Below are 25,616 nucleotides of genomic sequence, written 5' to 3' on the forward strand. Positions count from 1 at the left end.
TTTAATTAAACAACCAGCGTAAATCCTTAATATTTCCGGCATTACTTAAACCTGCATCATAAACTGGTATATAAGAACCATCATCAACAACCCCTAAAACTAAACAGACACCTTTGCCTAAAGTAAGCGTGTTATTACCTGTCTTAAAACTGTAAGTATGCACGTTAACAGGCGGCATACCCTCAATTTGCACTGCATTAGCTATTTTAACATCAGCTTGCCCATAGTCGTTAGCACTTGCATCCGTTTCCAATTGCGGTTCTGGTAAGTAGCCTGGTTCCTTACTGCTAAAAAAGCCAACCAATACCTTTACCGCTTTAGTATTTGTAAAGCTGAATTCCGTACCATTTTTAAGTTGGACCACTTTTGAAAACTTCATTCCTTGCAAACCTTCCAGCTCTTTAGCTACGTTTTTTACAACAATCGGAGTGTCGGTAAATACCTGCTGTCCTGCAACCAGTTTATAGCGATCCGCAGATTTAACAGTGATCATGGCATCCGTTAAAACAATCTTTTCGGCCTTTTTTGCAGCAGCTTGCGGAGATTTTAGTGAATCTATATTATGTTTAAAATTGTCAAACTCTTTTTGATAAACCGGCAGCAGCTCGGCCCAGGTTTTCATTTTGGCATCGTTACCTCCTACCGGAATTTTGCGTTGTTTGGTCTGCATACTATTGGCATACAGGTAAGTATGTTTAGTCAGTTTTACGAGATCTTCATAATACTTTAAACTTGTTTGTAACTCAGGAAGTGCCTTTTCCAGATCAGCAACATCATTAGAGTATTTATAACGCAGCACCCACAACGCGGCCCTGGCTTTATAAGCATAGCTATTAGCCAATGCATTATAGCAATACATATCGTTTCGCAGTCTCAAAAACTCGGTTTTGTTTTGCGTTATACCAGCCGTCGCTTTATCGGCTGCTTCAACAGCTTTATGGCCTTGTATAATCACACTATCAATCACCTTAACCGGAGTCTCGCCGGTGTGAGGTTGATGTTTCCATTCTTTTTCAGCATACTCGCTCATCATTTCGCCTACAGGCCCCTCAGAGTTATAAAGCAGGCTGAACAAACCGTATTTATCGGGATTTACCAACTGGCTCATCAACATACCCAGTGTCATGGTTTGGCGGTTACCATCTGTAATTCCAAAACGGCGTAAAAGCTCGGGGGCAATGTTACCCGATTGCTCATAGGCCGCCAAAATATCCCGCCCATGCTCTTCATCGCTGCCATATTTTTTCGCGAGTAAACCCGACCAATAATTTATTTCATCTTTCCTATCCCGTTTACTATTCCAGGCATACCGCGACCATGCCTTATACCAGATCCAGTCACGATCCATCTGCAATAACCTTGGCCCATCCGTTTTATCGGCAGTATAGGGCCAATCCCAGTATGATGCCTGCGGATACAGATGCAAACCGTTGGCTCCATAAACCTGGTGCATGGCCTGCACGCACTTCTGTATAAAATCGGCCGAGCCATAACGGAAGGGTTCAAGGTTGGCCATGATGTGTACATTCTCAATCTGTACGGTACCTATACTGCTTAAAGTGCGGTGCAGATCGGCCCAGGGGCCATGAGGCTCATAGGTGGTGAGGGCTTCGCCATTGTATTTCGCTTCGGTATATAAATTTTTGTAAAGCGGTTTGGCATACTTCATCACTTCCGGCGCATCCGTATCATGTGCCCGCAGTACAATTGGAGGTTCATCTGTACGGCCTAATGCTTTTAAACCATCCTTAACACCGGGAATAATGGTTTTAGTAAACCAATCAATATCGTCCTGCCCTACTCCCTCCATAGCTTCGCCAAGAGTAATGAGCAGACCGACATTAGGATATTTTTGAACGAATGCCGAAATTGATTTACGAGTATAATCGGCAATGACCGGGATGATGTGCCGATTGCGATCCTGCGTTTTCAGATTGTTTTTTTCAGCAAAAGGTTTTGATACAATGATATTGTAAAAGCCTTGTATCAGCCAAATACCGCGTTTATCAGCCTCACTTGCCAAAAAGCGGTAAATTTCTTCGTTCTTTTTGAAAGTGGCATCATCTACCTCCACGGCATACGGATATTCTTTTACCTTAACTAAAGATGCAAATGGATGCCCGTTCCACAAATACAAAGAGTTCATTCGGTTTTCGGCGAGCGAATCCAAGTAACGCAACCATAATGCCTTATCATAAAACCATGGAAAGTTTTCGGGAGTGTACGGATATTCATAAGTACCACGACCGGGGAGTAATGCTGGTTTCTGTACACCGATGCAGGTACCTCGCAAAACCATTTCAGGCTCATCGGTAATTGATAAATTTGAAGGCAACTTTTTAGTTTTCTTAACACGATCAGCCAGTTCTAAACAGCCATATAAAGCACCTGAGTTATCTATACCCGCTATAACTGTTATTTTACCAAAACTGCGGATCGTAAAACCCTCTTTGCCTGGAGTTTTTTTTAAGGCAGGTGATAACTTTACCAATACAGTTTTGATGCTTGCATCCTGCAATAATCCTACATAAACAATGTTTCCGGTTACAGCCTTTGCGCCTTGTTGGACATCAACAGCGTAACCTGCATCTTGTAAAGCCTGTTTTAACTTTTGAGCACCGTAATCTAAGCGGATATGGTGCTTTACAGGCAGTACTATAGTTATTTGCTGAGGAAGATTATTAGCTTTTAACGACGAATAAAGACAGCTCAAAAACAGCACTAAAAATGTCAGGTAATTACGGTTTATGTATACTTTCATTTTTCAGCATTATTGCTCCAAAACAGCATTGATAAATGCCTGGTTTTGACGAAGCAGTATGTTAAGATGGTATTAGGGTTATACTTAATTGGTTGTATGACATTCAAAAATATCGGTATGCTGTGGTAAATTCATCTTATATTTTTGCCATGTACTATACGATATTACCATATATCTCACCTTGCGAAATTAGCTAAACCGAAAGCTTTATAAGTGTGTGCCTGAGCTGCGTGTCTCTTGATATCATTTTACCATCGGAAAAGATCATCAGGCCTTTACCCTTGTGATATTTGGTGCCTGTTTTATCCCAAACTATGCTGATCGTATGCCCGTGATATAACACATTATCCAGCGCAAACCATTGCCATTGATTTTCGGGAATAAGCGGATAAACTTCCAGTATATTATCAGCACGTGGTTTTAAGCCAACCAGGTCACTGATCACGAGGTCGCAAAAGCCGGAATGGTTGTAGTAACTGCTTCGGGGGTTATCGCCTTTGAGCCAATAACCCGTTTTCTCGTCCTGGTATTCACCTAAATAAGGCACACCTCGCTTAATGTGTGACAATGCATATCTATGGATATTAACATAAAAAACAGCAGCTGTCATATTACCTCTATTTTGGTAATTGGTGAGCAAACTAGCCAATCCTTTAAGCGTTTGAGTAGTGGCAAAAGGCCATACAGCACCATCCCACTCACAACCATGCCCGGTGCCATGGGTACGAAATAATGGGTGCCTGCGCTCGGCAGTAGTTATGCCCCATGGTGCATTGAAACCTTTAGCATCAGTTAATTCGTTCCATTGTTTAGCATAGGTTGGTGCATCATCTGGCAAGTTAAAATACCAGGGAATAAAGCCAAGTTCCTCCCTTGCATCGGCAAAATGACCATCGGGTTTACGTACCTCAAAAAATGAGGCAGCGTCATTCCACAAACTATCCTGAACAAGTTTTTTTAGCTCACCAGCTTTTTGAGCGTATTTGGTTTGCAAAGAATCGATACCGGCAAGCGCGGCCATTTTTGAAAGCGCAATTGCATTACCATACATGTAACTGTTGATAGTTGGACGAATGTTTTTCACTTTGCGGCCCCCGCTTATCGACTCCTCCATTGCATCGCGCACATCAAACTGCCAGAATAATTTAGAGGGCAGCTGTTTTTCAGACTCCCACTGATTATAATCAAGATTTAGTGCCTGAATATTTTGCTGAACAAAGCTTTTATTGAGATTTACCAGATAATAATTATAAACAGCGTCATCTATCCAGCTGCTGAAGGCGTGACCATGGGGCTTTTTTTGCTTGGGATCAGCATAGAGCCAAAAGTTAATGTATTGATTGATATACTGTGGATCATGTAACCAACGCCCTTCATAAACCTGGTGTCCTAAAGCGCTGCTCGAACTGTTGTAAACGCCAGTAAAGCTTACAGGCGTAATAAATTCGGTAAATATAAAGCCATCGGGTGTTTGCTTAAGATGTTTGCGGAACGTCCACCATCGGTAATAATATATCTTTTGAATAGCCGAATCCGGACATTCAAACAATGGTATGTTTTTGACCAGCCATTCGTAAGCATGATCATTAGTTACGTAGTTCTTTACCGTTTCGGTATCAATAGAATTAAAATAGTTCACGTAAGTTTTGAGCTTGTCATAGCTCAGAATACGCTTTTGCTGCGCATTGGTACTGTTTAACCCAAGGCAAAGCATACTTAGCACCAAACCCAATATAGCGACGCTCTTCATCATTAAATTTATAGCTCAACCATAGCTTTAATTACTCCGTTGGCTGGGTTCAGCCAGCTTTCAAACTGATCTTTAACCTGATCAAATTTCACACGGTGAGTAATATATGTTTGTGGATCAACAAGATCACTTTTCATAGATCGAATCACGTGCACAAAATCCTGCCGGGTAGCATTACGGCTGCTCATGAGCGTAGCTTCTCGCTTATGAAATTCCGGGTGACTAACCACTATCTCATCTCGCTGTAAGCCAACCAGCACATATCTCGCGCCATGAGCCATATATTGGAATGCACCATTAATAGCTTTTTGATTACCTGTGGCATCAATAACTACGGTAGGCATGTCGCCATTGGTAATAGCTGCCAACCGTGCCATAACATCCTCATCTTTTACATTAATAGTATGAGGCACTTTTAAATTATCCTTACAAAAAGCCAAACGCTGGGCGTTCACATCAGCTGCTATAACTGTTCCACCGGCAATGCGGGCAAACTCCATAATGCCTAAACCAATGGGGCCCGCACCTATCACCAACACAAACTCGCCTGACTGTACCTGTGCCCGGCGCACACCATGCGCACCTATGGCCAAGGGTTCAACCAAGGCCAATTCGTCAAAACTTAGTCCTTCGCCGTGTACTAATAGATGAGAAGGCACCTGCAGATATTCGGCCATACCACCATCAGCATGTACACCGCAAACCTGAATGTTTACACAACAGTTAGGTTTACCAGAACGGCAGGCAATACATTTACCACAATTGAAATAAGGAATAAAAGTTACAGCCTCGCCCTTTTCAAAATCTTTGGCATCACCGGCATCAATCAATTCGGCGGCAAGTTCATGACCAAGTACACGCGGATAACTAAAAAACGGTTGTGTACCTTCAAATGCATGCAAATCGGTTCCGCAAATACCTATGCGTTTAATTTTGAGCAGCGAATGACCAGGCTTAAGCTGAGGTTGTGCAGCTGTACCATATTCCAGCTGGCCGGGAGTTATACAGGTAAGTACTTTCATTATTTCATAATCAAATCCTTATAAAGAAACCCCTCTTTTCCAGGGGATAAAATCATCCTGGCCATGGCGTACGGCACTTACTTCAATTTCGCCGCTGGCCACTTTTACCACATAATCTAATATCCTTTCACCAGCTTGTTCAATGGTTTCGTCGCCTTCCACAATGGTACCGGTATTAATGTCAATGATATCACTCATCCGGTTATACAAGGTAGTGTTTGTCGCGATCTTTACAACAGGTGCAATCGGATTTCCTGTTGGCGTTCCTAAACCAGTGGTGAACAGCACAATGTTTGCTCCTGAACCAACTTCGGCCGTGGTTGATTCCACATCATTACCGGGAGTGCACAACAAGTTCAAACCTGGCCTGGTTACTTTTTCCGGGTAATCCAATACATCCGTCACCGGCGAAGTCCCTCCTTTTTTAGCCGCACCTGCCGATTTAATGGCATCAGTAATCAATCCGTCCTTAATATTTCCGGGCGATGGGTTCATGTAAAAACCCGAACCCGCTTCTTCTGCACGCTGGCTGTAACTACTTACCAGACCGGCAAAACGCTCGGCATTGTTTTTATCCAGGCAACGATCAATTAAATTTTGTTCAACGCCGCATAACTCAGGGAACTCAGCCAGAATAACCGAGCCACCAAGCGTAACCAGCAAATCAGATGTATAGCCGATTGCAGGATTGGCCGAAATGCCCGAAAAGCCATCCGAGCCTCCGCATTCCAAACCTATAACCAATTTACTTAAGGGCGCTGGTTTCCGAGTATAATTATTTGCCTGCATTAACCCCGCCAGCGTTTGGCGAATGGCCTGCTCCAATAAATCAGACTCTTTACCTGTTTTTTGCTGATCAAGGATATATAAAGGTTTACTGAAATTCGGCGAACGTTTGCTGATCTCTTCCTGCAAGGTTTTAACCTCAGCATTCTGGCAGCCCAAGCTTAACACTGTTGCTCCAGCTACGTTTGGATGCGTAATATAACCTGCAAGCAAACCACATAAAGTGGTAGAATCCTGACGTGTACCGCCACAACCACCTGTGTGGGTTAAAAATTTAATACCGTCAACATTTGGGAATAATTTATCGCTGCTGCTTCGGGCAGTTTCACCTTCAATTTCGGTATATAAAACTTCGTCGATGGCTCCACCCGCTTTGATTTTGCTGATCAGTTGCTGAGCTTTTAATTCGTATGTTTTTTTGCGGCCATAGCCCAATGGCTTTACCAGTGCTTCCTGCAAAACTTCAATGTTACGGTTTTCGCAAAACACCATTGGGATCACTAACCAGTAATTTGCCGTACCTACACTGCCATCCTCTCTGTGGTAACCGTTAAAAGTTTGACCTTGCCACTTACTAACATCAGGCTTATGCCAATCGGTATGGCTGCTCCCGGTTAAAAAACTGTTAGCGGCGTGAATCACATTGGCAGTTGATAATAAACCACCTATTGGGATATAGCTTTGGGCCTTGCCCACCAAAACACCGTACATAATAATTTCGCCGTCTTTGGGAATATCCTTGATGGCAAATTTATGCTTGGCAGGTATTGCTTCAACTAATATATACTTATTATCCAGGTAAATAACCTCTTCACCTGCTTGTAAATCGGTAAGTGCTACCAACACATTATCAGCAGGGTGTACTTTTATAATTCTTTGTTTCATTGCATTTACTGTTAAATAGCATCCAATGCCAATGCTCCGTTTGCATTAATGCGGTTAAACTGTTCTAATACTGCATTTTTAAACCCAGGTAACAGACTTAAGTCAGCATCCCACAGATCTTTATTTTTTAATACGTTTTGTATCACCGCTTCTGTATCCCCGGTTTCCCAAACCTTGCCAAAATATTCAGCCTGGTTATCGTTAACTTTATATTCCTGACCATTCACCTCGCCTGTATATTGACCTTCGGCATTTACCGTTACCCTCATAAATCTGATAAATGCGGCAAAACCAAGCGCCATGGATTCAGGTGGCGTAATGCTTTGCTTATAATGATTTAATAACAAAGGAATCACCCTCATTTTAATTTTAGTTGAGTACTGCATAGATATACTTAACCACTCGTGCCTGATATTAGGGTTGCGAAATCTATCAAGAACCTTACTGCCAAAATCGGCTGCTACCTCGTGCTTAATTTGATAAGGGATTGCAGGCATTATCTCGTTAAACATCAGCTGGGTGATAAATTTTGTAAAAGCTTCATCATCCATGGCTTCCTTAACCGTTTTAAAACCTGAAAGATAAGCCACAGCACAGCTCAGTGTATGTGTACCGTTGAGCAGCCGTAGTTTCAGTTCCCGGAACAATTCTATATCTGGGGTGATCACTACTCCTTTATCGGCCTTACTAAATGAAAGCACTGAGGCTATTTTTTCATCACCCTCAATCGCCCATAAACTATAGGTTTCGGCCATGATGCTCAGGTTATCTGTATACCCGTTTTTGGTTTCGAATTCGGTACTAAGCGATTGCTCTGGCCTGCCGGGAACAATCCTGTCAACCAGCGAATTGCAGAAGCTATTGCTATTCTCCAACCAATCCATAAAAGCATGCTCCAGTTTATTAAGATGAGCCAGTTCCAGCACAATCGACTCTAACTTTTTCCCATTATCAACTATGAGTTCCGTAGGGATGATAACCAGGCCGCTATCGGCGCTACCATTAAAAGCTTTATAGCGTTCATATAAAATGGCCAGCAATTTACCAGGATACGAAACCGGAGGATGTTTGCTCACATCTTCTTTCAGCAATTTAATACCCACCTCTGTAGTATTAGAGATCACCACTTTCAGATCCGGGTTTCGGGCCACCTCTAAAATAGCATCCCAATCATTTGCCGCCGATAGCACCCGGCTAATGGCCGAGCAAATTACCTGTTCGCTCACCTCCTCACCATTCTCAATGCCTTTGGAATAAATGGTGTATAAATTATCCTGTTTGTCAAAATCACTTACCGAACCTGTGTCGGTTGATTTTACCACTACCACCCGACCGTTAAAAATTCCGACACGGTTGGCTTTGTCAATAAAATAATCGGGAAGTCCACGCAAAAGCACACCCGTACCAAACTGAAGCACTTTTTCGGGCAGGTCAAATATTTGCTCACCGGGCAATTCCAATGATGGCACACTTATTTTTTTGAGGTTATATTTTGATAAGATCATATGCTAATTTGATAGGGTATTTATTATCTTTTAATTGGTTGTTATCTGCTTTATCACCCAGTTCACCAGATCGTTAGCAGCTTTAAAGTTGTCATAATCGGCGGGTAACTTACGTCCGTCGGTATATTCATTGTAAAACCATGGGTCGCCTACAGCAAACACTGCGCCCTTGCCATACTTCGCAGTAGCTACAATGACATCGTTTTTATTGGTCAGCACCGCCTTTGCCGACGCAGTAAGTTCAAGGGTGCTCAATTCTTTCATGTAAATTTTACGCGCTGTTTTAAACAGTGTATTATCGGCAGCTATGTCAATAGCTCCTTGCTCAAACTGACGACCAACTACGTGGTTAACACTATTCTCTTTGAAACGAATACCAAACTTCGTCATTAATTGGTTAAGGTGTTTAAACTCAGCGTTACCTGTATCGTTGTTTAGCACCAGTAAAACACCTCCGTTTTTAACCCACTCGCTTATGGCTTTAATATGAGGTTGCTCTATGTATTTTGCCTGCGAATTTTCTTTGGGGATATCGGGATCGGTGATGATATAAACCGCTGCTTTTTTAAGATTTTGCGCGTCAGGAGCCTGGTATAGTGTTTCGGTATGCAGGCCATTGGTATTAAAAATATGGCCCAATAAAGAAAACCCGTTATTATCCCATTCCTCCCATTTGTAATGAAAAGAGATACTTTTACCGGTAATATTATCCTGACGATGTTCATCGTTAAAATAGCTATCCAATAAAGCTATTTTGCCTTTACCTGCCTTTATCTTTACCAGGCGTTCCATCTCGGTGCTGGCCAGCATAAATGTGCCTACACCTTTAGTTTCATTTACCACAGGTCTTTCACTGGTATAGTATTGGTAGCTTCCATCACGGTACGGGTTCCCCCCCAGCCCAACCGCACCGCAAACACCTTTGATGCTTACCTGTCCGCTTGCGTCAGTTTCTATAAATTGCTTAATGATACCATCATATCCTTTTTGGGCTACTTCCTGGTATTTTGCGGGAAGGTAACCTTCTCTTACACCCTTGGCCAGCATATAAACAAACATGCATGAGGCGGATGATTCCAGATAGTTACCCTTTTCACCGGCTTTGTCCAATACCTGGTACCATACACCAGTATTTTTATCCTGATAGGTAGTAATAGCCGCAGCTAACCGGTTTAAAATAGCTAATAAAGCCTGCCTTTGGGGGTGATTGGCCGGAAACTGATCCAACACATCAACCAGGCCCATCGCATACCAGCCATCGGCACGCCCCCAGAGTGTTGCAGAAAGACCGGTTTTAGGATCGGCCCATTTTTCTTTTTTACTTTCATCCCAGCCATGATACAACAAGCCAGTTTTGGGATCGCGGGCCTGTTTTTCCATCAGGATAAACTGCGTGGCTATATCATCAAAATCAGTATCTTCGTGAAAGACAGCCGCATATTCAGCATAAAACGGACTCGCCATATATAGTCCATCTAACCACATTTGGTTAGTGTATCTTTTTTTGTGCCAAAAGCCACCTTCGGGTACACGTGGATGTTGGCTAAGCTGTTTACGTAGTAGCGTGACTGCTTTGAAGTACTTTTCCGAATTTAAAACCTGATAAAGCATCATCAGGCTACGGCCCGATAAAATATTATCCAGTGTATAATCCTCTGCCTTATAGGTGCGTATGGAACCATCAGTGCCTACATACCTGTCCATAGCGCGTTGTATGTAATTAAAATAGCTGCTGTCAGCAGTTTGCAACCAAACACTTTGCAACCCCTGCAAAACTATGCCCTGATCGTATGACCATGCACGACTGGGTAATGAATCTTTCCACAAACTCATTGCCGTGGCGGCCATGCGCTGCGACCATGGCTTTTCTGTTTGTGCATGAAGTGACAAGCCCGAAAAAAGGATAGCAAACAATATCAATAATTTCCTGTGCATATAACTTATTTTATAGATGATGCGTCCCAATGATCCTGACCACCAAGAATGTTTTTTATAGTATACATTTTTGCTTCAGCCGCAGTAAGCTGGTGCGACCACGTTGCTCTCCCGCTTGCATCAGCACCTTTGCCTGTGCTTTTATACTCGGCAAAAAAGGCGGATTTTTCATTTTGTGGGTTACGCCAGTTATCCCAGCCTGCCGCAACAATATGGCCCCCCATACCGGTGTTAATAAATACAGCCTTAGCATCCGGACGCCATGGCCTACCCAGGAAAACTTTCTTTACGCTATCAACAGCCGTAAGCTCACAATCAAAAAATACAAAGCCAAATTGCTGACGAGCCGTAGTTGCCGGAGCTGAGATGAAAGAGTTTTTAAGATTTTTGATCTCACAATGCTGAAACACAGCAGTAGCTTCGCCGAAAATAAAATCTGTTGTACCCTCAATATAGCAGTCTTTATAAAACTGACGACTGTTTTCTGTGGCTGCATACAATGTATCCTGATTACCAAGCAAACGGCAGTTGATAATGGCACACCTATCGCCTTCAACGTGCAGAGCAACGGCCTGACCCACCGGCCCCGAAGCATTGATAATACTGAGGTTTTTGGCAATAAAATCTTTACCCTGTACTAACACGGTGCATGAGGTGTAGGTGGTAAACTTCTCCTTACCAAAAGCATCCTTACCTTGTGGATTTGGCTTACCTGAAAAGTCGCTATTAGTGATAATGGTATTTTCCTTGTCCTCGCCTATCAATGAAATTTTGGTTTTCCATGAGGGGATAACCAATTTTTCGTGGTATGTGCCCTTTTTTATATAAACGGATACCCGTTGCTGCGAAAGATCACGTACAGCGTTTACAGCCTCCTGAATGGTTTTAAAATCACCGCTGCCATCCTGGGCTACTGTGAACTTAGCAGGAAATGCGGCAACCTGCGCCAACAATAAAGCTGGTGTAAAAAAAGAGAATAAGAATAAAAGTAATTTCTTCATTTTAAACATATCTCCTATTTGGCTGTGAGTACAGTACTATTTATACCTTTCTCAAACTCTACTTTTGCTTTAGCTTTTGATTCGTTTGTATTCAAAACCTGGATCTGAGCCGATTTTTTACCGCCGATTTTAAACAACAACTGTGCATGATCATATGCGATCTGGTCAAACACAATACTTTTCCCGTTTTTAATATTGATAAGCGGGCTGGTGTCTTTGCTGTTTAATCGCACATTTTTAAGACTAATGTTTTGTGCCTCGATAATATCAACGCCTTTGCCTGTTTGGAAGGTACTGTTTTCGATATGGATGCCTTTAATACTCATCTCTGGAAGGCCACGGATCATGAGAGCTTTTTCGGCACCATTGCATACAACGTTATCCACATAAAAATCGCGAAAGGCTGGAGTCGCTTCTGTTACCGGGATCACAGCTTCATCTTTTACTTCACCATCTTCACCCGGAGATTTACCTCCGTAATACATATCAAACAGTATGGCTTCATGCAAGATATCGCGCATACTGATATTCTTTATAAATATATTCTCTACCACACCACCACGGCCTCTGGTAGTTTTAAAACGTAAGCCAATATCAGTACCGATGAAAGTACAATCAGATACAAAAATATTCCTGGCTCCGCCAGACATTTCGCTGCCTATCACAAACCCACCATGAGCCCGGTAAACCACATTGTTACGTACGATCACATTTTCGGTGGGCTTGCCGCGTTTGCGCCCCTCTTCATCACGACCCGATTTAATACAGATACCATCATCACCCGCATCAAAGGTGCTCCTTTCAATCAACACATTTTTGCATGATTCCACATCGATACCATCTCCGTTCTGCGCATTCCATGCATTACGTACACGTACATTTTGCACGGTAAGGTCTTCGCACAATAAAGTATGGATATCCCAAGCCGGTGAATTTTGCAGGGTTACATTTTGCAGCAATACCTTTTTGCAATTGGTAAGCACTAACATATTGGGCCTAAAAAAATCTTTTAATGCCTCATTATCTTGAATGGTTTTACCTGCACCAAGCAACCCCGCTCCAGGTGTTTTAGCACCGGTCATAAAGCTTTCAGACGGATACCATGTTTTACCATTTTCGCTTACCACTCCACCAGAGGCCGCCAGTTTTTTCCATTCAGCTTCAGTGAGCCGGTCTTTACCGATGGCACGCCAAACCTCTCCATGACCATCAATGATGCCATCACCGGTTATGGCGATATTTTCAAGATTGGTACCAGATATCGGCGATTCGTTACGTACGGCCGCGTGTCCTTCATAATTACCCTCTATCAATTTATACTGGCTTTTATCATCCGTAAACTGCAAAAGAGCTGCCCGGCTTACGTGCAGGTTCACGTTGCTTTTCATTACGATAGGTCCGCTAAGCCACAATCCTTGCGGAATAAGTACGACCCCACCTCCCTTTGCACTGCAGGCTGTAATAGCTTTATTAATACTACTGGTGTTCAAGGTAATGCCATCTGCTTTGGCTCCATAGTTCACAATATTAACCGTATCCTTTTTAAATACAGGGCTGCTTACCTTTGGTAAATGCTGCCACGAATACGGTGTAACCTGTGCCGACGCTGTTAACAAACCTGTAACAAGCAAAGCTGCAATACCTATTGATCTTTTAACGATGAACATGTTTATAACGCTTATAATTGGTTGAAGGCTGATACTGTTTTACTGTGGTAAGCACCTAAAAAATGCAAATCCCCAAACAAGATTAATTACTCTTTGCTAATAAAAAAAAGATATACCCAACTAAATCTGTGCAATCGTTTCCGGGAACGTTTGCACATTAACTGCAATTGAACAAAGCCGTAAAATCTTAATTTTTACTGTAAATTGGCCCGATAATAAATAATTCCTTATTATTATAAACCGCTTGATCTTCACCAATTGTTTACAGGATCTGAGAGTTAAATTATGTTTGAAGCTTATACCATTAAAGACATAGCCAAGGCGCTGGGATTATCAACCTCAACCGTGTCGAGAGCGCTAAACGGAAGTTATGAAATAGGTGCCGAAACCAAAAAGCTTGTACTAGAATATGCCGAGAAAGTAAATTACCGTCCCAACCCTATTGCCCTGAGCCTGAAGGAGCAAAAAAGCCATTCAATTGGTGTTGTGGTATGTGAGGTTGCTAACGATTATTTTTCGCAGGCTATTAATGGTATTGAATCTATTGCCTATAACCGGGGGTACCATGTTATCATTACCCAAACGCATGAATCTTTTGACAGGGAAAGCACCAACGTAAAGCACTTGCTATCAAGGCATGTAGACGGTTTACTGGTATCCCTATCTGCCGAAACATCAGATACTTCGCAATATAAATACCTGCACGATAAAGGATTCCCTATTGTATTTTTTGACCGTGTGGCAGCCGATGTAAATACCCACAAGATCATCGCCAATAATTTTAAAGGATCATTTGATGCTACTGAACTTTTAATAAATGCAGGTTTCACCAAAATAGCACACCTAACTAACTCTAATAACCTGCTCATTAGCCGGGAAAGGTTTGATGGTTTTAAAGCCGCTCTTGATAAGCACCAGCTTGATTTTAAACCGGGATATTTAAAACACTGTAACCACGGTGGCATGATACAGGATGAAGTAGAGTTAGCTGTTAAGGAACTACTCAATATGGATGAACGTCCTGATGCTATTTTTGTAGCCAGCGACCGCCTTACCATCAGTTGTATGCATATACTTAAAAAGCTGGGCTTAAAAATACCGCAGGATATTGGTATTGCGGGCTTTACCAATTCGGATGTAGCCGAATTATTTGATCCTCCTTTAACCGTGGTACGCCAGCCCGCATTTCAAATAGGCCAAATGGCAACGGAGATATTGATAAAAACAATTGAAAGTAAATGGCCTATTGAGGATTTTATTACTGAACAGGTTGAAACTGAACTCATCATCAGGTCATCTTCACAGAGGTTATTTTAAAGAGAAAGCCTCATATCTTTTTGATACGAGGCTTTCTAAAATTGAAAAAACGAAAAATTATTCTAACGTTTTCACACCGCTGATACTTGCGGCTTTTTCCTGGTGAAGGTCAAAAACGGTGACTGTATTTTTTCCTTTATGCATCCAGTTTGCCGGGCAATACAAATGAAACTGAGGGCCAACATTCCAGTAACGACCCAAATTATGTCCGTTTACCCAGATTACTCCTTTTTTGAAATTACTCAGATCAAGATAAGTGTCGGCAACATTATTTAAATCAAAGCTTCCGTTAAAGAACACACCATCATGAAAACCTTCGGGATACTTAGGTTTAAGCGAACTCACAAACTTTTCGTCAATAGGTAACTTATATATTTCCCAGTTAGTAAGGGTCATGCCTTCTAATGTAACACGATCGGTAATACCCTTACGGTCAATCATGTATTGGGCAAAGTTGATATGCCCCATGTTTTCTACTAAAATATCCAGCACAGGATCTTTAACATCGGTTTTAGGTAGTTTGATAGTCCATTTACCGCCATCACGATAAATAGAATCAACCAGTTTACCATTCAATAAAACCAGGGCATAGTCATGGGGTTCAGTAATGGTTAAACTGCCGCTTTTATGACCAATAAGCTTGGTACGGTATAAAATAAAACCACTATACTGACCCAAACTTTCCATAGGTTTTACCTCTGGCGATTTTATGGCTGCAGGTAACTCTTTCCACACAGTGCTAAAAGGCTGCATCTGGAAGGCTGGAACCTCGGTTGTTGGAATAGCCTTAGGTACCTCAGGAATCTTATACTTTACATACTTAGCAATCAAATCACGCAGTGCAAAGTATTTTTCGGTAGGTGCGCCCTGCTCGTTTACAGGTGCGTCATAATCATAACTGGTAACATCGGGCTGAAATTGTGTTGGATTAAACGCATTGGCACCCGCACTATAACCAAAGTTGGTGCCACCATGTATCACATACAAATTAAATGATCGCTTATGTTCAAGCAAGTATGTTACCTGTTTTAGTATATCAGCCTTATCTGGCTTTTGCCATTTCTCTTTCCAGTGAGTTAGCCAGCCCGGATATGTTTCGCTGCTAATGGCGGGCACATTAGGGTTTTGTTTACTGGCCTGTTCAAAATCAGCATCGCTTGTACCACTGTCTAAACCAATTGCTGCGCCGTCAACGCTCCCGGCTTCCAGCATAAAGGCTGTTGGGCCATCGGCAGTGTAAAAGGGTACATTGATGCCATTATTTACCCATAAGTTTTTCAGGGTTTTGATATACTCACGATCGTTTGAATAACTGCCATATTCGTTCTCTACCTGAACCATGATTATTGGCCCTCCGCTGGTGCAAAGCAACGGTTTAACTTGTTTGGAGAGTACGTTTACATAACGGGTAACAGCTGCCATATATCTTGGATCCATACAGCGAATCTTAATATCCGGTATTTTTAAAAGATAAGGCGGCAAGCCACCAAAATCCCATTCGGCACACACATATGGCCCCGGGCGTAATAGTACCCACATTCCCTCTTCTTTACAAATTTTGATAAACTCGGCTATATTCCTGTTTTCTGAAGTAAAATCAAATACACCGGGCTCCTGCTCCAAATAGTTCCAAAAAACATAAGCGGCTATAGTGTTACAGCCCATGGCCTTTGCCATCTGAATGCGCTGACGCCAGTAAATTTTAGGGATACGTGCAGGATGCATCTCGCCACTAATGATCTGGAATGGTTTTCCATCCAACAAAAAATCATTTTTACTAAGCGAGAATACATGCTTTTGCTGCGCATTTACCAAACTGGCAGAAAAAATCAAAAGCAATAGAAAAAGCTTCTTCATAGAATTTATTGTTCTTATATAAAATATAGTTTGACCATGAGGCTACAGTATCCCAATTTCGGCAACAGTAAAACCATTTCCCTTGATCACATGACGGGCAATAAACTTAAAGTAACGGGCATTTACCGCTGTACTTAATTTAATAGTTTGCTCGATAGGGTTTGAAGCAATGTTTGAAAATTCGCCCTCCGCAGCCTGTGTCCAATTTTGCCCATCGATACTTACTTGAAAACTATAACTATCAACAATACCCTCGGCCTCCGGATTTTTATCCTGACGTGGTAAATAAGTAAAGGCCTTTATGTTTTGCGATTTGCCCAGATCAATCGTTATTTCCTGCGGTTTAAAAACAATAGAATCATTTTTGGTGCAGGTGTTATACATGGTCTTTGGGTCTTCATCAATAGCATTAGCTACATGGCGCATTCTGTTGCCGCCTGCCTGCGGAGCAGATGCAATCCACCCGGCTTTAGTTACGCCGAAAACCCGGGTTTTAATTTCACTGTGTGCAGTAGTACCGTCAAAGCTTATTGCTTTTACAACACCACCATTGCTATAGTCAAATAGTTGCTTGTAAACCGGCGAATTTGATGTAGGTTCGGTACCATCAGTGGTATAATGAATACTACTTACAGGAGCATCTGTACTGATGCTTATCTCACCTTTTATACTGCGCGATATTGCCGGTGCAGACAAGTGTACCGGTTCTTTAAATAATCCGAAATCACTTAGTGCAATTGCTGCAGGGGAACCTGTAATACGCAGCCTTACTTTGCTGGTAGTTATATTTTGCGATAAACGGATTAAACGGTTTGCACCAATAGTAGGAACAGTAGCAATTTCTTTCCAGGCATTATTTTGCCAAACATCAACAGCGGCACCTTCAATACGCTGGCCAAGCTTTATGTTTTCACGTAAACGGATCACATTAAATGTTTTAGGGGTATGCATATCTGCAGTTAACGAAGGTGTTGTTACCGCATCATCAGTAGCCCAGTAGGTGTAGCGGTCATTATCAAGCAAAAAGGCTGTCCCAAATTTTGCGGCATTGCTCCCTCTCACATTGCTTGCTTTTAAAGTCGCCCCCTTTAACTCGTTAACTGCAAAGGTTTGTTTAATAACTGTACCAAATTGTTTAAGTATCTGTACGTCTTCATCGGTCAGCACACCGTCTTTATCTGGTGATAAACCAAGATCAAGGCAGGCACCGCGGCCTACACTTTTATAGTAAAGATCAAGTAAGGTATAGGCCGATTTGGTTTGCCCGTCCTGCGTTTTATGGTAAAACCATCCTGGTCTTGACGGCACATCACACTCTGCCGGGATCCAGAATTTTCCGTTATGGGTACCTTCCGGGCTTGTTTCATATTTTACGTTACCATTTGATGGTATTTTACCATCCGCAGCTTCAGGAGTAAAAGTTGCCCAGTAAGTTTCACCGGCATGACCTTCTTCATTACCTACCCAACGCACATCCGGGCCGGCATCGCCAAAGATAGCCGCGCCGGGCTGCATTTTACGGGTAATGGCCCATGTAGTGTCCCAGCCATAATAGGTAGATCGGTCAATTTTACGTTGCTCTCGTGCGCCGCCATAATAGCCATCGCCACCATTGGCGCCATCATGCCATGACATAAACAAGGGGCCATAATTAGCGTAAAGCTCTTCCAACTGTTTGCGGTAAACTTCTGTTACATATGCCGGTTTGCCGTACGATGCATTGTTCCTGTCCCAGGGTGAGCAGTATATGCCCATTTTCATACCCAGTTGTTTACAGGCTTCCTGGTATTCTTTCACCACATCGCCTTTGCCGTTTTTCCAACTACTTTTGCTAATGTTATGATCGGTTGTTTTAGTTGGCCAAAGGCAAAAGCCATCATGATGCTTGGCCACTACCACTATACCTTTAAAGCCGCCAGCCTTAGCAGCCCCTACTATTTGCAGGGCACTAAAGTTTGAAGGGTTAAAAATATTTGGACTTTCATCGCCAAATCCCCATTCCTTATCCGTGTAGGTAGCCATACTGAAATGCACTATGCAATACATTTCTGTTTCCTGCCAACGTAGCTGTAATTGTGATGGCAGAACGCCATAAGGTTTGGGAGCTGATTGTGCAAATATAGTTAATGCATTTACCAGCAATAAGGCAACAATTGTTAACTTTTTCATTCTGTTTAAAATGGATTTCAGATAGGTAAACTTATGTATTTAGGATGGTTTTAAAACAACTCAGTCCTGTTTGATACATCCTAAAGTTAATCAAACAGGACTGAAATTGCGCATCGGTATTATATCCTTTGCTTACTGCTTACCATCCGGGGTTTTGTTTAATATTTGGATTTAAAGTTAGCTCGTCTGTTGGTATAGGCAGCAGATACATTTTATCGTTCCAGGTACGATTGGTAATACTTGGATATTGACGTATATAATTATTGGCATCAACAACTACACTGCTTACATCCAGTTTAGCGGCTGTATATTGAGCGCGTAAAGCCGGTGTAAGCTTCATACCCAATATGGTATTAGGATTGTTGATCAATGTACCTGCACGCCATCTTTTAATATCATCAAAGCGGAAACCTTCAGAACCCAGTTCAATACGGCGCTCCCTGCGGATCTCATCAATCAAAACTGGCAGCGTAGGGAAATTAGATTTAGGATCTTTTACCAGATTGGCAATGATCATGTGCGGCATGCCTACCCTGTCGCGCAACTTATTGATTGTGTTGTCAATAGTGGTTTGTGTGGCCTGGCCCAATTCGGCTTTTGCTTCTGCTTCAATCAACAGTGTTTCTGCATAACGGAAAATGAAGAAATCATAAGTAGAGGCATTGGCATTCCATGCGGCCAAAAGGCTTGAACGACCTTTAATAGGCTGATAGCCGGTTGAAGTGACGGTAGTACCGATTCGTGGAAGCGTAATAATGTCGCCAGCCAGAAAATCGAAACCTCTTGTCGCAATCTGTTGCTTATAACGCGGATCACGGTTCGTTGATTCATCTTCAGGAGTATCATCACCCTTATAAAGCGGGCTTAATGAAGTTGGCAAACCATCTGAGCATAAAATAGAGTTAACAAAATCTTTGCTGTAACCATCAGCAGCTTCACCTAATGAGCGGTCAATACCATTCATCAAGATACTTTGTAAGTAACGCATAGGCAATATAGCCTCTGGATTTCCCTGTAACTCGTCTTGAATAAACAGATTATAATAATCAGATGTTGGGTTACCTGTACTATATAGTTTATACAAACCTGAATTCATGATCTGTTCGGCCGCATCAGATGCTGCCTGTAAGTAAGTAGTTTCATCACCTGCTCCGGCATACTTTCTGTAAGTTCCTTCCCACAGGCAAACACGTGCTTTTAGAGCAAGAGCGGCGTATTTACCCAAGCGTCCGTTGGCCGGAGCTGCCGGCAAGTTGGCTATTGCAAAATTGATATCCTTTAATACGGAATCCATCACTTGCTTGTGCGGCATTCTTGGCCCATATAAAACAGATTTTGAAGTATCAACAATGTAGTGGTTTACGTAAGGCACATCTCCAAAAGCTTTCACCTTTTTCCAAAAATCATTGGCTCTAAAAAACAGTGTTTCGCCTACATAAATATTTTTGGTAGCATCAGGAATATTAGCCTTTTGATAATTGGCCAGAAAAAAATTACAAGCCCTGATGAGTGCAAAATCCCAATCGGTACCTGACTGGTTAACATTTACCGTATTGCTATTGATTACCGTACCTGAGGTATTTGAATTAAAATCTAAAGTTGTACTGCCAGAATAATTATGCGTAGCCGCGCTCGGGATAGTATAAGTACCTGCCAAAATTGGATTTAAAGTAGCATTTGCCTTATCATCAGAATTATCATCAGCTCTTAAAAAGTTCTGTATGGTTAATGCAGAATAATACTGATTACAATACAATTGCAGATCGGTTTCATTTTTAAAAAAGTTAGCCGGAATAATATCACTGAGGGGTGCCCTGTTAAGGAAACTTTCCCGCTTACAAGATGCAACTACGGTTAGTGTTGCACAGGCTATATATAGGATATATTTATTTTTCATTGTTATATTTTTTAACATCTGTTAAACCAGTTTAATGGATATACTTTGATTAAAATGTGGCTTGTACCCCAAATGATAATGACTTATTAAGCGGGTATGTATTAAAGTTTGTGGCAGTTTCCGGGTCATAGCTTTTGTTAAGCGATGTGAACGTAAATAAGTTGGCACCGGTAACATAAAACCGAAGTTTTTGCAATTTGATACTCTTAACAATTGCCGAAGGCAAAGTATATCCAAATGTTAATTGTTTAATACGGGCATAAGCAGCATTTAAAATATATTTATCCTGCGCCTGCTCATTTCCACCACCGCTAAACCTGATACGCGGGTAATAGGCGTTAGTGTTGGTTGGTGTCCAGTAGTTAGTTGTCATTTGCGATGGGATACTGTACTCATCATCTCTGAATGCGTAGAACACGTACTCGTTAGGATAAAAATCCTGCTTTAAAACACCCTGAATAAAGGTAGCAAAGTCAAAGTTCTTGTATGACAGATTTAAGTTGAAACCGAATTTATAATGAGCTGTAGTATTACCTATTAAGGTTTTATCACCCATATTACCCAGGGTGTTGTTACCATAATTGATCTTGCCATCGCCGTTCAGATCTTTATATTTTATATCACCGGCAAGCCATTGGTAACCAGCCAATGCTGAATTATCAACAGCGGCAGCCTCGGCATCTGTTTTGTAGAAGCCTTGATTAATGTAGCCATATATATTTCCCAGATCCTGACCTTGTACAAAGTTGTTAGGATCGCTGATATTCTGAGTTGGGTTACCTGCATATTTGGTAACACGGGTGTTTGATGTGTTGGATAACCCTAAAGTAATGCTGTAATTTAACTCGTTGATCTTATCAGCATAATTCAAACTAAACTCCCAGCCATGAGAAGTAACCGCGGCAGAGTTACTCGGCGGAACAGGAGCACCCAATGTAGATGGTGTTTGTGCTCCCGGAGCAAGGATATCTTTAATATTGGTGATGAAGTAATCAAATGAACCGTTCAGCTTACTATTAAATAATGCATAATCTAAACCAAAGTTTTTGGTTTGTACCTTTTCCCAGGTAAAGGATGAACTTACAAGGCCAGGGGCACCTACCAATATACCTTGCTGACCATTTAATAAGTAATTAACCAAGCCGGTTTTTTGTACCGCGATATATGGATACTGGAATGCCGATGAAGCTAAAGAGGTTGCCAGCATATTAAGCATTTGGCCAGTTGAGCCTGTTCCCGGTACCAGTTGGTTAGGCAATTGGCCATATGAAGCTCTTAATTTCAGTTGATTAAGTGTGCCTTTTATACCTTCCATAAATGATTCTTCGGCAACGTTCCAGCCTACCGATGCAGATGGAGAGAATGAATAACGGCTGTTTGGCTGAAAGCGTGAAGTACCATCGTAACGGGCATTAATCTCTACCAGGTATTTATTATCATAAATGTAATTCAACCTTGAGAAGGTACCAACAAGAGCATATTCTGTTTCAACACTGCCAACCTGTGGTTTAGGATCATTGTTGATGCCAGATGCCGGCAGGTTTGGATCAATCAAGTTTTTAACTAAAGTACTTCCTAATTGATAATGCTGATACTCCTGGTTATAACCAACCAATGCCTTTAAGTAATGCTTGCCAAACCTGTTTTCATAAGTTGCGAAGGCGTTTAAAGCATTGTAATTATTGTTTGTTTTGTTTTCAATTACTTGCGATGGGTTTGTCCATGGGTAAATATCAAGGAACGTACCATCAACACCGTACTCATTAAACGGTATCAAACTGGCTTTACGGTTATCATTTAATGCGTTCCAGGTGTAGTCAACGTTTATTGATACATGATCAACTGGTTTGATGATTACACGACCAGTTGTCCAAAAATCATTTTGCGAATCAATATCACGCCCTGATAATGCGTTAACCGCCAGTGGGTTGGTGTAATTACCCTGTCCTGCAAAATTACCATCAGGATTATAAACCGGCATTACCGGCGGAATGTTGGAATACAACCATGCACCTCCCTGATTGATACGGGTGGATGCTGGTTGATTATTATCAGTATGGGTCATACTCATGTTTAAGCCAAGTGTTAACCACTTAGCCACATCAGAGTTAACCTTTAAGGTTGGTGTATAACGCTGGTAAACCTGATTGGCAGATTTTTCCAGACCATCCTGCCTGTAATAGCCTAAACTGGTTAAGAAAGTGGTTTTACCTTCGCCACCCGAAACAGAAATATTGTGTTGTTGTTGAGGGGCCCAACCCGGATATAAAACCTTTGTCCAGTCGGTATTACCTACATAGCGGTACCTTTTGGGGTTGGATGGGTCGGGGTAACCTGTTGGGTTATTTGCAGGATCATTAAAATAAGCCGTCGCCATAGTAGAATCAAGCGCAGTAAAAGGTGTGGTTGAATAACCACCACTTTTTAAACCTGTGCGGTTAGCCTCGTTAAACATCTTGATATAATCAAGCGAGTTTACCTGTTCAACCAAGCGTGTTGGCCTTGAAATGGTATAAGAACCAGAATAATTTACACGTGTAGGGCCGATCTTTCCGCTTTTTGTGGTGATTAGAATAACGCCATTGGCAGCCCTACCGCCATATATAGCAGCTGAAGCCGCATCTTTTAACACAGTTATACTGGCTACATCATTAGGGTCAATCAGGTTGGGGTCACGTGCAACACCATCAATTAATACTAATGGAGTAGTAGCTGCGGCACCATTTGCCAAACTAAGTGTGGTACCACCACGTACGTTAAATGTAGCCGCCGTTCCTGGCTGACCGCCACCTAAACTTACGTTTAAGTTAGGGATAAGTCCCTGTAATCCGTCACCAAGGTTTACCATTGGGCGGTTCTCTAATTTATCGCTGTTTACAGTAGCTATAGAACCTGTAAGATTTACCTTTTTCTGAGTACCGTAACCAACAACAACAACTTCACTTAAACCTTTTGATGAGGCATCTAAAGCGATATTAATAGCTGTTCTCTTGTCAACAGATACCTCTGCGGTTACATAACCCAGATAAGAAACTACCAAAACTGCATTGTCAGGGGCAGTAATGGAAAACGCTCCATTTAAATCAGTAGCAACACCATTAGTACCGCCTTTAACACGTACTGAAACCCCTATTAAGGCTTCGCCGGTTGATTTATCGGTAACCTTACCCTTTATGGTAATATCCGCAGCCGGGATTATCACCTCTGTTTTAGTTTCAGCTTGCACAGGGGCAACGGGTTTTGGCACTAAAAGAATGTAATTGTTACGTTGTTTGTACATCAGGTCGGTTTGGCCTAATAACAATTTTAGCGTTTCTTCAACTGTACGATTGCCTGCAGGCAAGGTAACATTATTGTATGCTTTAAGCTCATCGTTTTTGTAGGCAAACCTAAAGTCGGTTTGCTTTTCAATTTGCTTGATAGCATACTTTAGGCTTTGGTTTGTAACGCTCATAGCTACGCTTATGTCCCTGATGGTTTGGCCATTAGTTACACGAGCAAACAGCATATTACAACAAGTAAGTAAAACTGTAAAGGTAATGGTGGTATACCTCATAATACGGAGAAGTATGGTTAAATGTACAGCGCTCTTTTTTGGAACAGAAAAAAATTTAAGTAGTAAAAATTTCATAATTTTACTTTGATTTAAGCGGTTTTAGGAAACTGGTTTAAACTCGATCGGAAAACAGAACTGATACTTCTGTTATCCAGCTAAAAGCCGTTGCGGTTGGCGCCGCAGCGGTTTTTTCAATAAAGGTCTGCCATCATTTGATGGCCTTGGTTTTGTTATTTTTTCCTCATGCGTGTTTTTTTTAAGTTTAATTAATTAGTATCTTATATTTTATTTGATAGTAATGTCGCTGGCATTGCGCTCGTATTTAAACCTCGAAAGCTCACTGATCACATTCAACACCTGGTCTATATTCTCATGCTTTAAAAATGAAGCGGTAAAATGATTATCTTTTGTTTTAGGATCGGTAAAAGCTATTTTAACATTATACCAACGCTCAAGCACCTGGGCTGCTTCGCCGAGGGTTATGTTATCAAAAATAAGGTCGCCGTTCATCCAGCGTAGCCTTGAAGCATTTACGGTATATTTTTTAGAGTCGCCACTTACCTGATTGTAACTTAAACACTCATTAGGTGTTAATACACTCAACACTTTACTTTTAAGAGCCACACTCACTTTACCGCGAGCTACGGTTACACTCACTTTATTTGAACCATATGCTTTAACATTAAAAGCAGTACCCAATACCTGTGTAAATACTTTGCCCGTGTGTATAATAAATGGTCTTTTTTCGTCATGAGCTACATCAAAATAAGCTTCTCCTTCTAAGTACAATTCTCTTTTACTTCCAGTAAAGCTTGAAGGATATTTTAACTTACTTCCTGAGTTAACCCAAACCTGTGTACCATCTGGCAATCCAATTTGTATCTTTTTACCGTATGGAACTGTTTTTTCAAAATAAACAACAGCCTGTTGTTGTGGTGTAAACTTAGCCCTGTATGCAACAAAAAACACAATACCTAATACAATGAATATTCCGGCTGCAACAGACATCCATCGCCTAAAATGAAAAACTGGTTTATCAGGTGGTTCTGTACTTAATGAAAATCTCGGATCAGCTGTGATTTTTTGATATAAATATTCTCTTTGTATATCATCGAAAGAATGTTCTGCATTAAGACCATCCCACTCTTGTTCCATAAGCTCATGTAATTCCTGATCATTGACCGACCTTGAAATGCAGGCCATCAATTCATCATAATCTTCACGACTGATGTTATTGCTGGTATATCTTTTTAAAAGAAAACTTATACGCTCCTTATTCACCTGGTTTATTTTAAATTACAATCGATGCCGATAATAAAGGTAATACACATCTGAACAGGTTTAGGACTACCCGCTTTTAAAATATTTTTAAAAAGTGATATATTAATTTAAATCCATACAGAATATTAAGAAATGACTTAGAATGCGCAGATAATTTTGCAGAAAGGCCAATTAAACGTACAACATTGTTAATTTCAGGCATGATATTTTATCACAACATTATCTTT

Annotated in this window: 14 protein-coding genes; 1 reads left to right on the forward strand and 13 read right to left on the reverse strand. The window is 41.5% G+C overall.

Annotated features, from left to right (window positions below; all coding sequences use genetic code 11):
• Position 1: 1 nt before the first annotated feature.
• The 8 genes from QWZ01_RS08685 to QWZ01_RS08720 form a co-directional block, all read right to left on the reverse strand.
• Positions 2-2,761, reverse strand: a complete 2,760-nt coding sequence (locus QWZ01_RS08685; RefSeq protein WP_290322911.1) for an alpha-d-galacturonidase — start codon at positions 2,759-2,761, stop codon at positions 2-4.
• Positions 2,762-2,954: 193 nt separating this feature from the next.
• On the reverse strand, positions 2,955-4,514 hold the full coding sequence (locus QWZ01_RS08690; protein ID WP_290322912.1) for an MGH1-like glycoside hydrolase domain-containing protein: 1,560 nt from the start codon (positions 4,512-4,514) through the stop codon (positions 2,955-2,957).
• A 5-nt stretch (positions 4,515-4,519) separates the two neighbouring features.
• Complete coding sequence (locus QWZ01_RS08695; RefSeq protein WP_290322913.1) at positions 4,520-5,533, reverse strand: zinc-binding alcohol dehydrogenase family protein; 1,014 nt, start codon at positions 5,531-5,533, stop codon at positions 4,520-4,522.
• An 18-nt stretch (positions 5,534-5,551) separates the two neighbouring features.
• Positions 5,552-7,204 (reverse strand): UxaA family hydrolase, encoded by a 1,653-nt coding sequence (locus tag QWZ01_RS08700; RefSeq protein WP_290322914.1) that lies wholly within the window; start codon positions 7,202-7,204, stop codon positions 5,552-5,554.
• A gap of 11 nt (positions 7,205-7,215) precedes the next feature.
• Positions 7,216-8,709 (reverse strand): tagaturonate reductase, encoded by a 1,494-nt coding sequence (locus tag QWZ01_RS08705; protein ID WP_290322915.1) that lies wholly within the window; start codon positions 8,707-8,709, stop codon positions 7,216-7,218.
• A 30-nt stretch (positions 8,710-8,739) separates the two neighbouring features.
• Positions 8,740-10,644, reverse strand: coding sequence for a glycoside hydrolase family 88 protein (locus QWZ01_RS08710; RefSeq protein ID WP_290322916.1), 1,905 nt, complete (start codon positions 10,642-10,644; stop codon positions 8,740-8,742).
• 5 nt (positions 10,645-10,649) lie between these two features.
• Positions 10,650-11,645: a pectinesterase family protein gene (locus QWZ01_RS08715; RefSeq protein ID WP_290322917.1), complete on the reverse strand. Its 996-nt coding sequence runs from the start codon at positions 11,643-11,645 to the stop codon at positions 10,650-10,652.
• A gap of 14 nt (positions 11,646-11,659) precedes the next feature.
• Positions 11,660-13,312, reverse strand: a complete 1,653-nt coding sequence (locus tag QWZ01_RS08720; RefSeq protein WP_290322918.1) for a glycoside hydrolase family 28 protein — start codon at positions 13,310-13,312, stop codon at positions 11,660-11,662.
• Positions 13,313-13,597: 285 nt separating this feature from the next.
• On the opposite strand from QWZ01_RS08720, the gene QWZ01_RS08725 reads away from it, so the two are divergent.
• Entirely contained in the window at positions 13,598-14,629 is a 1,032-nt protein-coding gene (locus QWZ01_RS08725) for a LacI family DNA-binding transcriptional regulator (RefSeq protein ID WP_290322919.1), read from the forward strand.
• 57 nt (positions 14,630-14,686) lie between these two features.
• Here the strand turns inward: QWZ01_RS08725 and QWZ01_RS08730 are convergent, their stop codons facing one another.
• The 5 genes from QWZ01_RS08730 to QWZ01_RS08750 form a co-directional block, all read right to left on the reverse strand.
• Positions 14,687-16,486, reverse strand: coding sequence for a glycoside hydrolase family 35 protein (locus QWZ01_RS08730; protein ID WP_290322920.1), 1,800 nt, complete (start codon positions 16,484-16,486; stop codon positions 14,687-14,689).
• Positions 16,487-16,528: 42 nt separating this feature from the next.
• Positions 16,529-18,655, reverse strand: coding sequence for an alpha-L-fucosidase (locus tag QWZ01_RS08735; RefSeq protein ID WP_290322921.1), 2,127 nt, complete (start codon positions 18,653-18,655; stop codon positions 16,529-16,531).
• Between the two features lie 139 nt (positions 18,656-18,794).
• Positions 18,795-20,552, reverse strand: a complete 1,758-nt coding sequence (locus tag QWZ01_RS08740) for a RagB/SusD family nutrient uptake outer membrane protein (protein ID WP_290322922.1) — start codon at positions 20,550-20,552, stop codon at positions 18,795-18,797.
• A 49-nt stretch (positions 20,553-20,601) separates the two neighbouring features.
• Positions 20,602-24,183 carry a TonB-dependent receptor gene (locus tag QWZ01_RS08745; RefSeq protein ID WP_290322923.1) on the reverse strand — a complete coding sequence of 1,194 codons (3,582 nt, stop codon included), beginning with the start codon at positions 24,181-24,183 and terminating at the stop codon, positions 20,602-20,604.
• A gap of 210 nt (positions 24,184-24,393) precedes the next feature.
• Positions 24,394-25,389, reverse strand: coding sequence for a FecR family protein (locus QWZ01_RS08750; protein ID WP_290322924.1), 996 nt, complete (start codon positions 25,387-25,389; stop codon positions 24,394-24,396).
• Positions 25,390-25,616 lie beyond the last annotated feature (227 nt).

The organism is Mucilaginibacter aquaedulcis, from assembly GCF_030409325.1.
In the GTDB taxonomy this organism is placed as follows: Bacteria; Bacteroidota; Bacteroidia; order Sphingobacteriales; family Sphingobacteriaceae; genus Mucilaginibacter; species Mucilaginibacter aquaedulcis.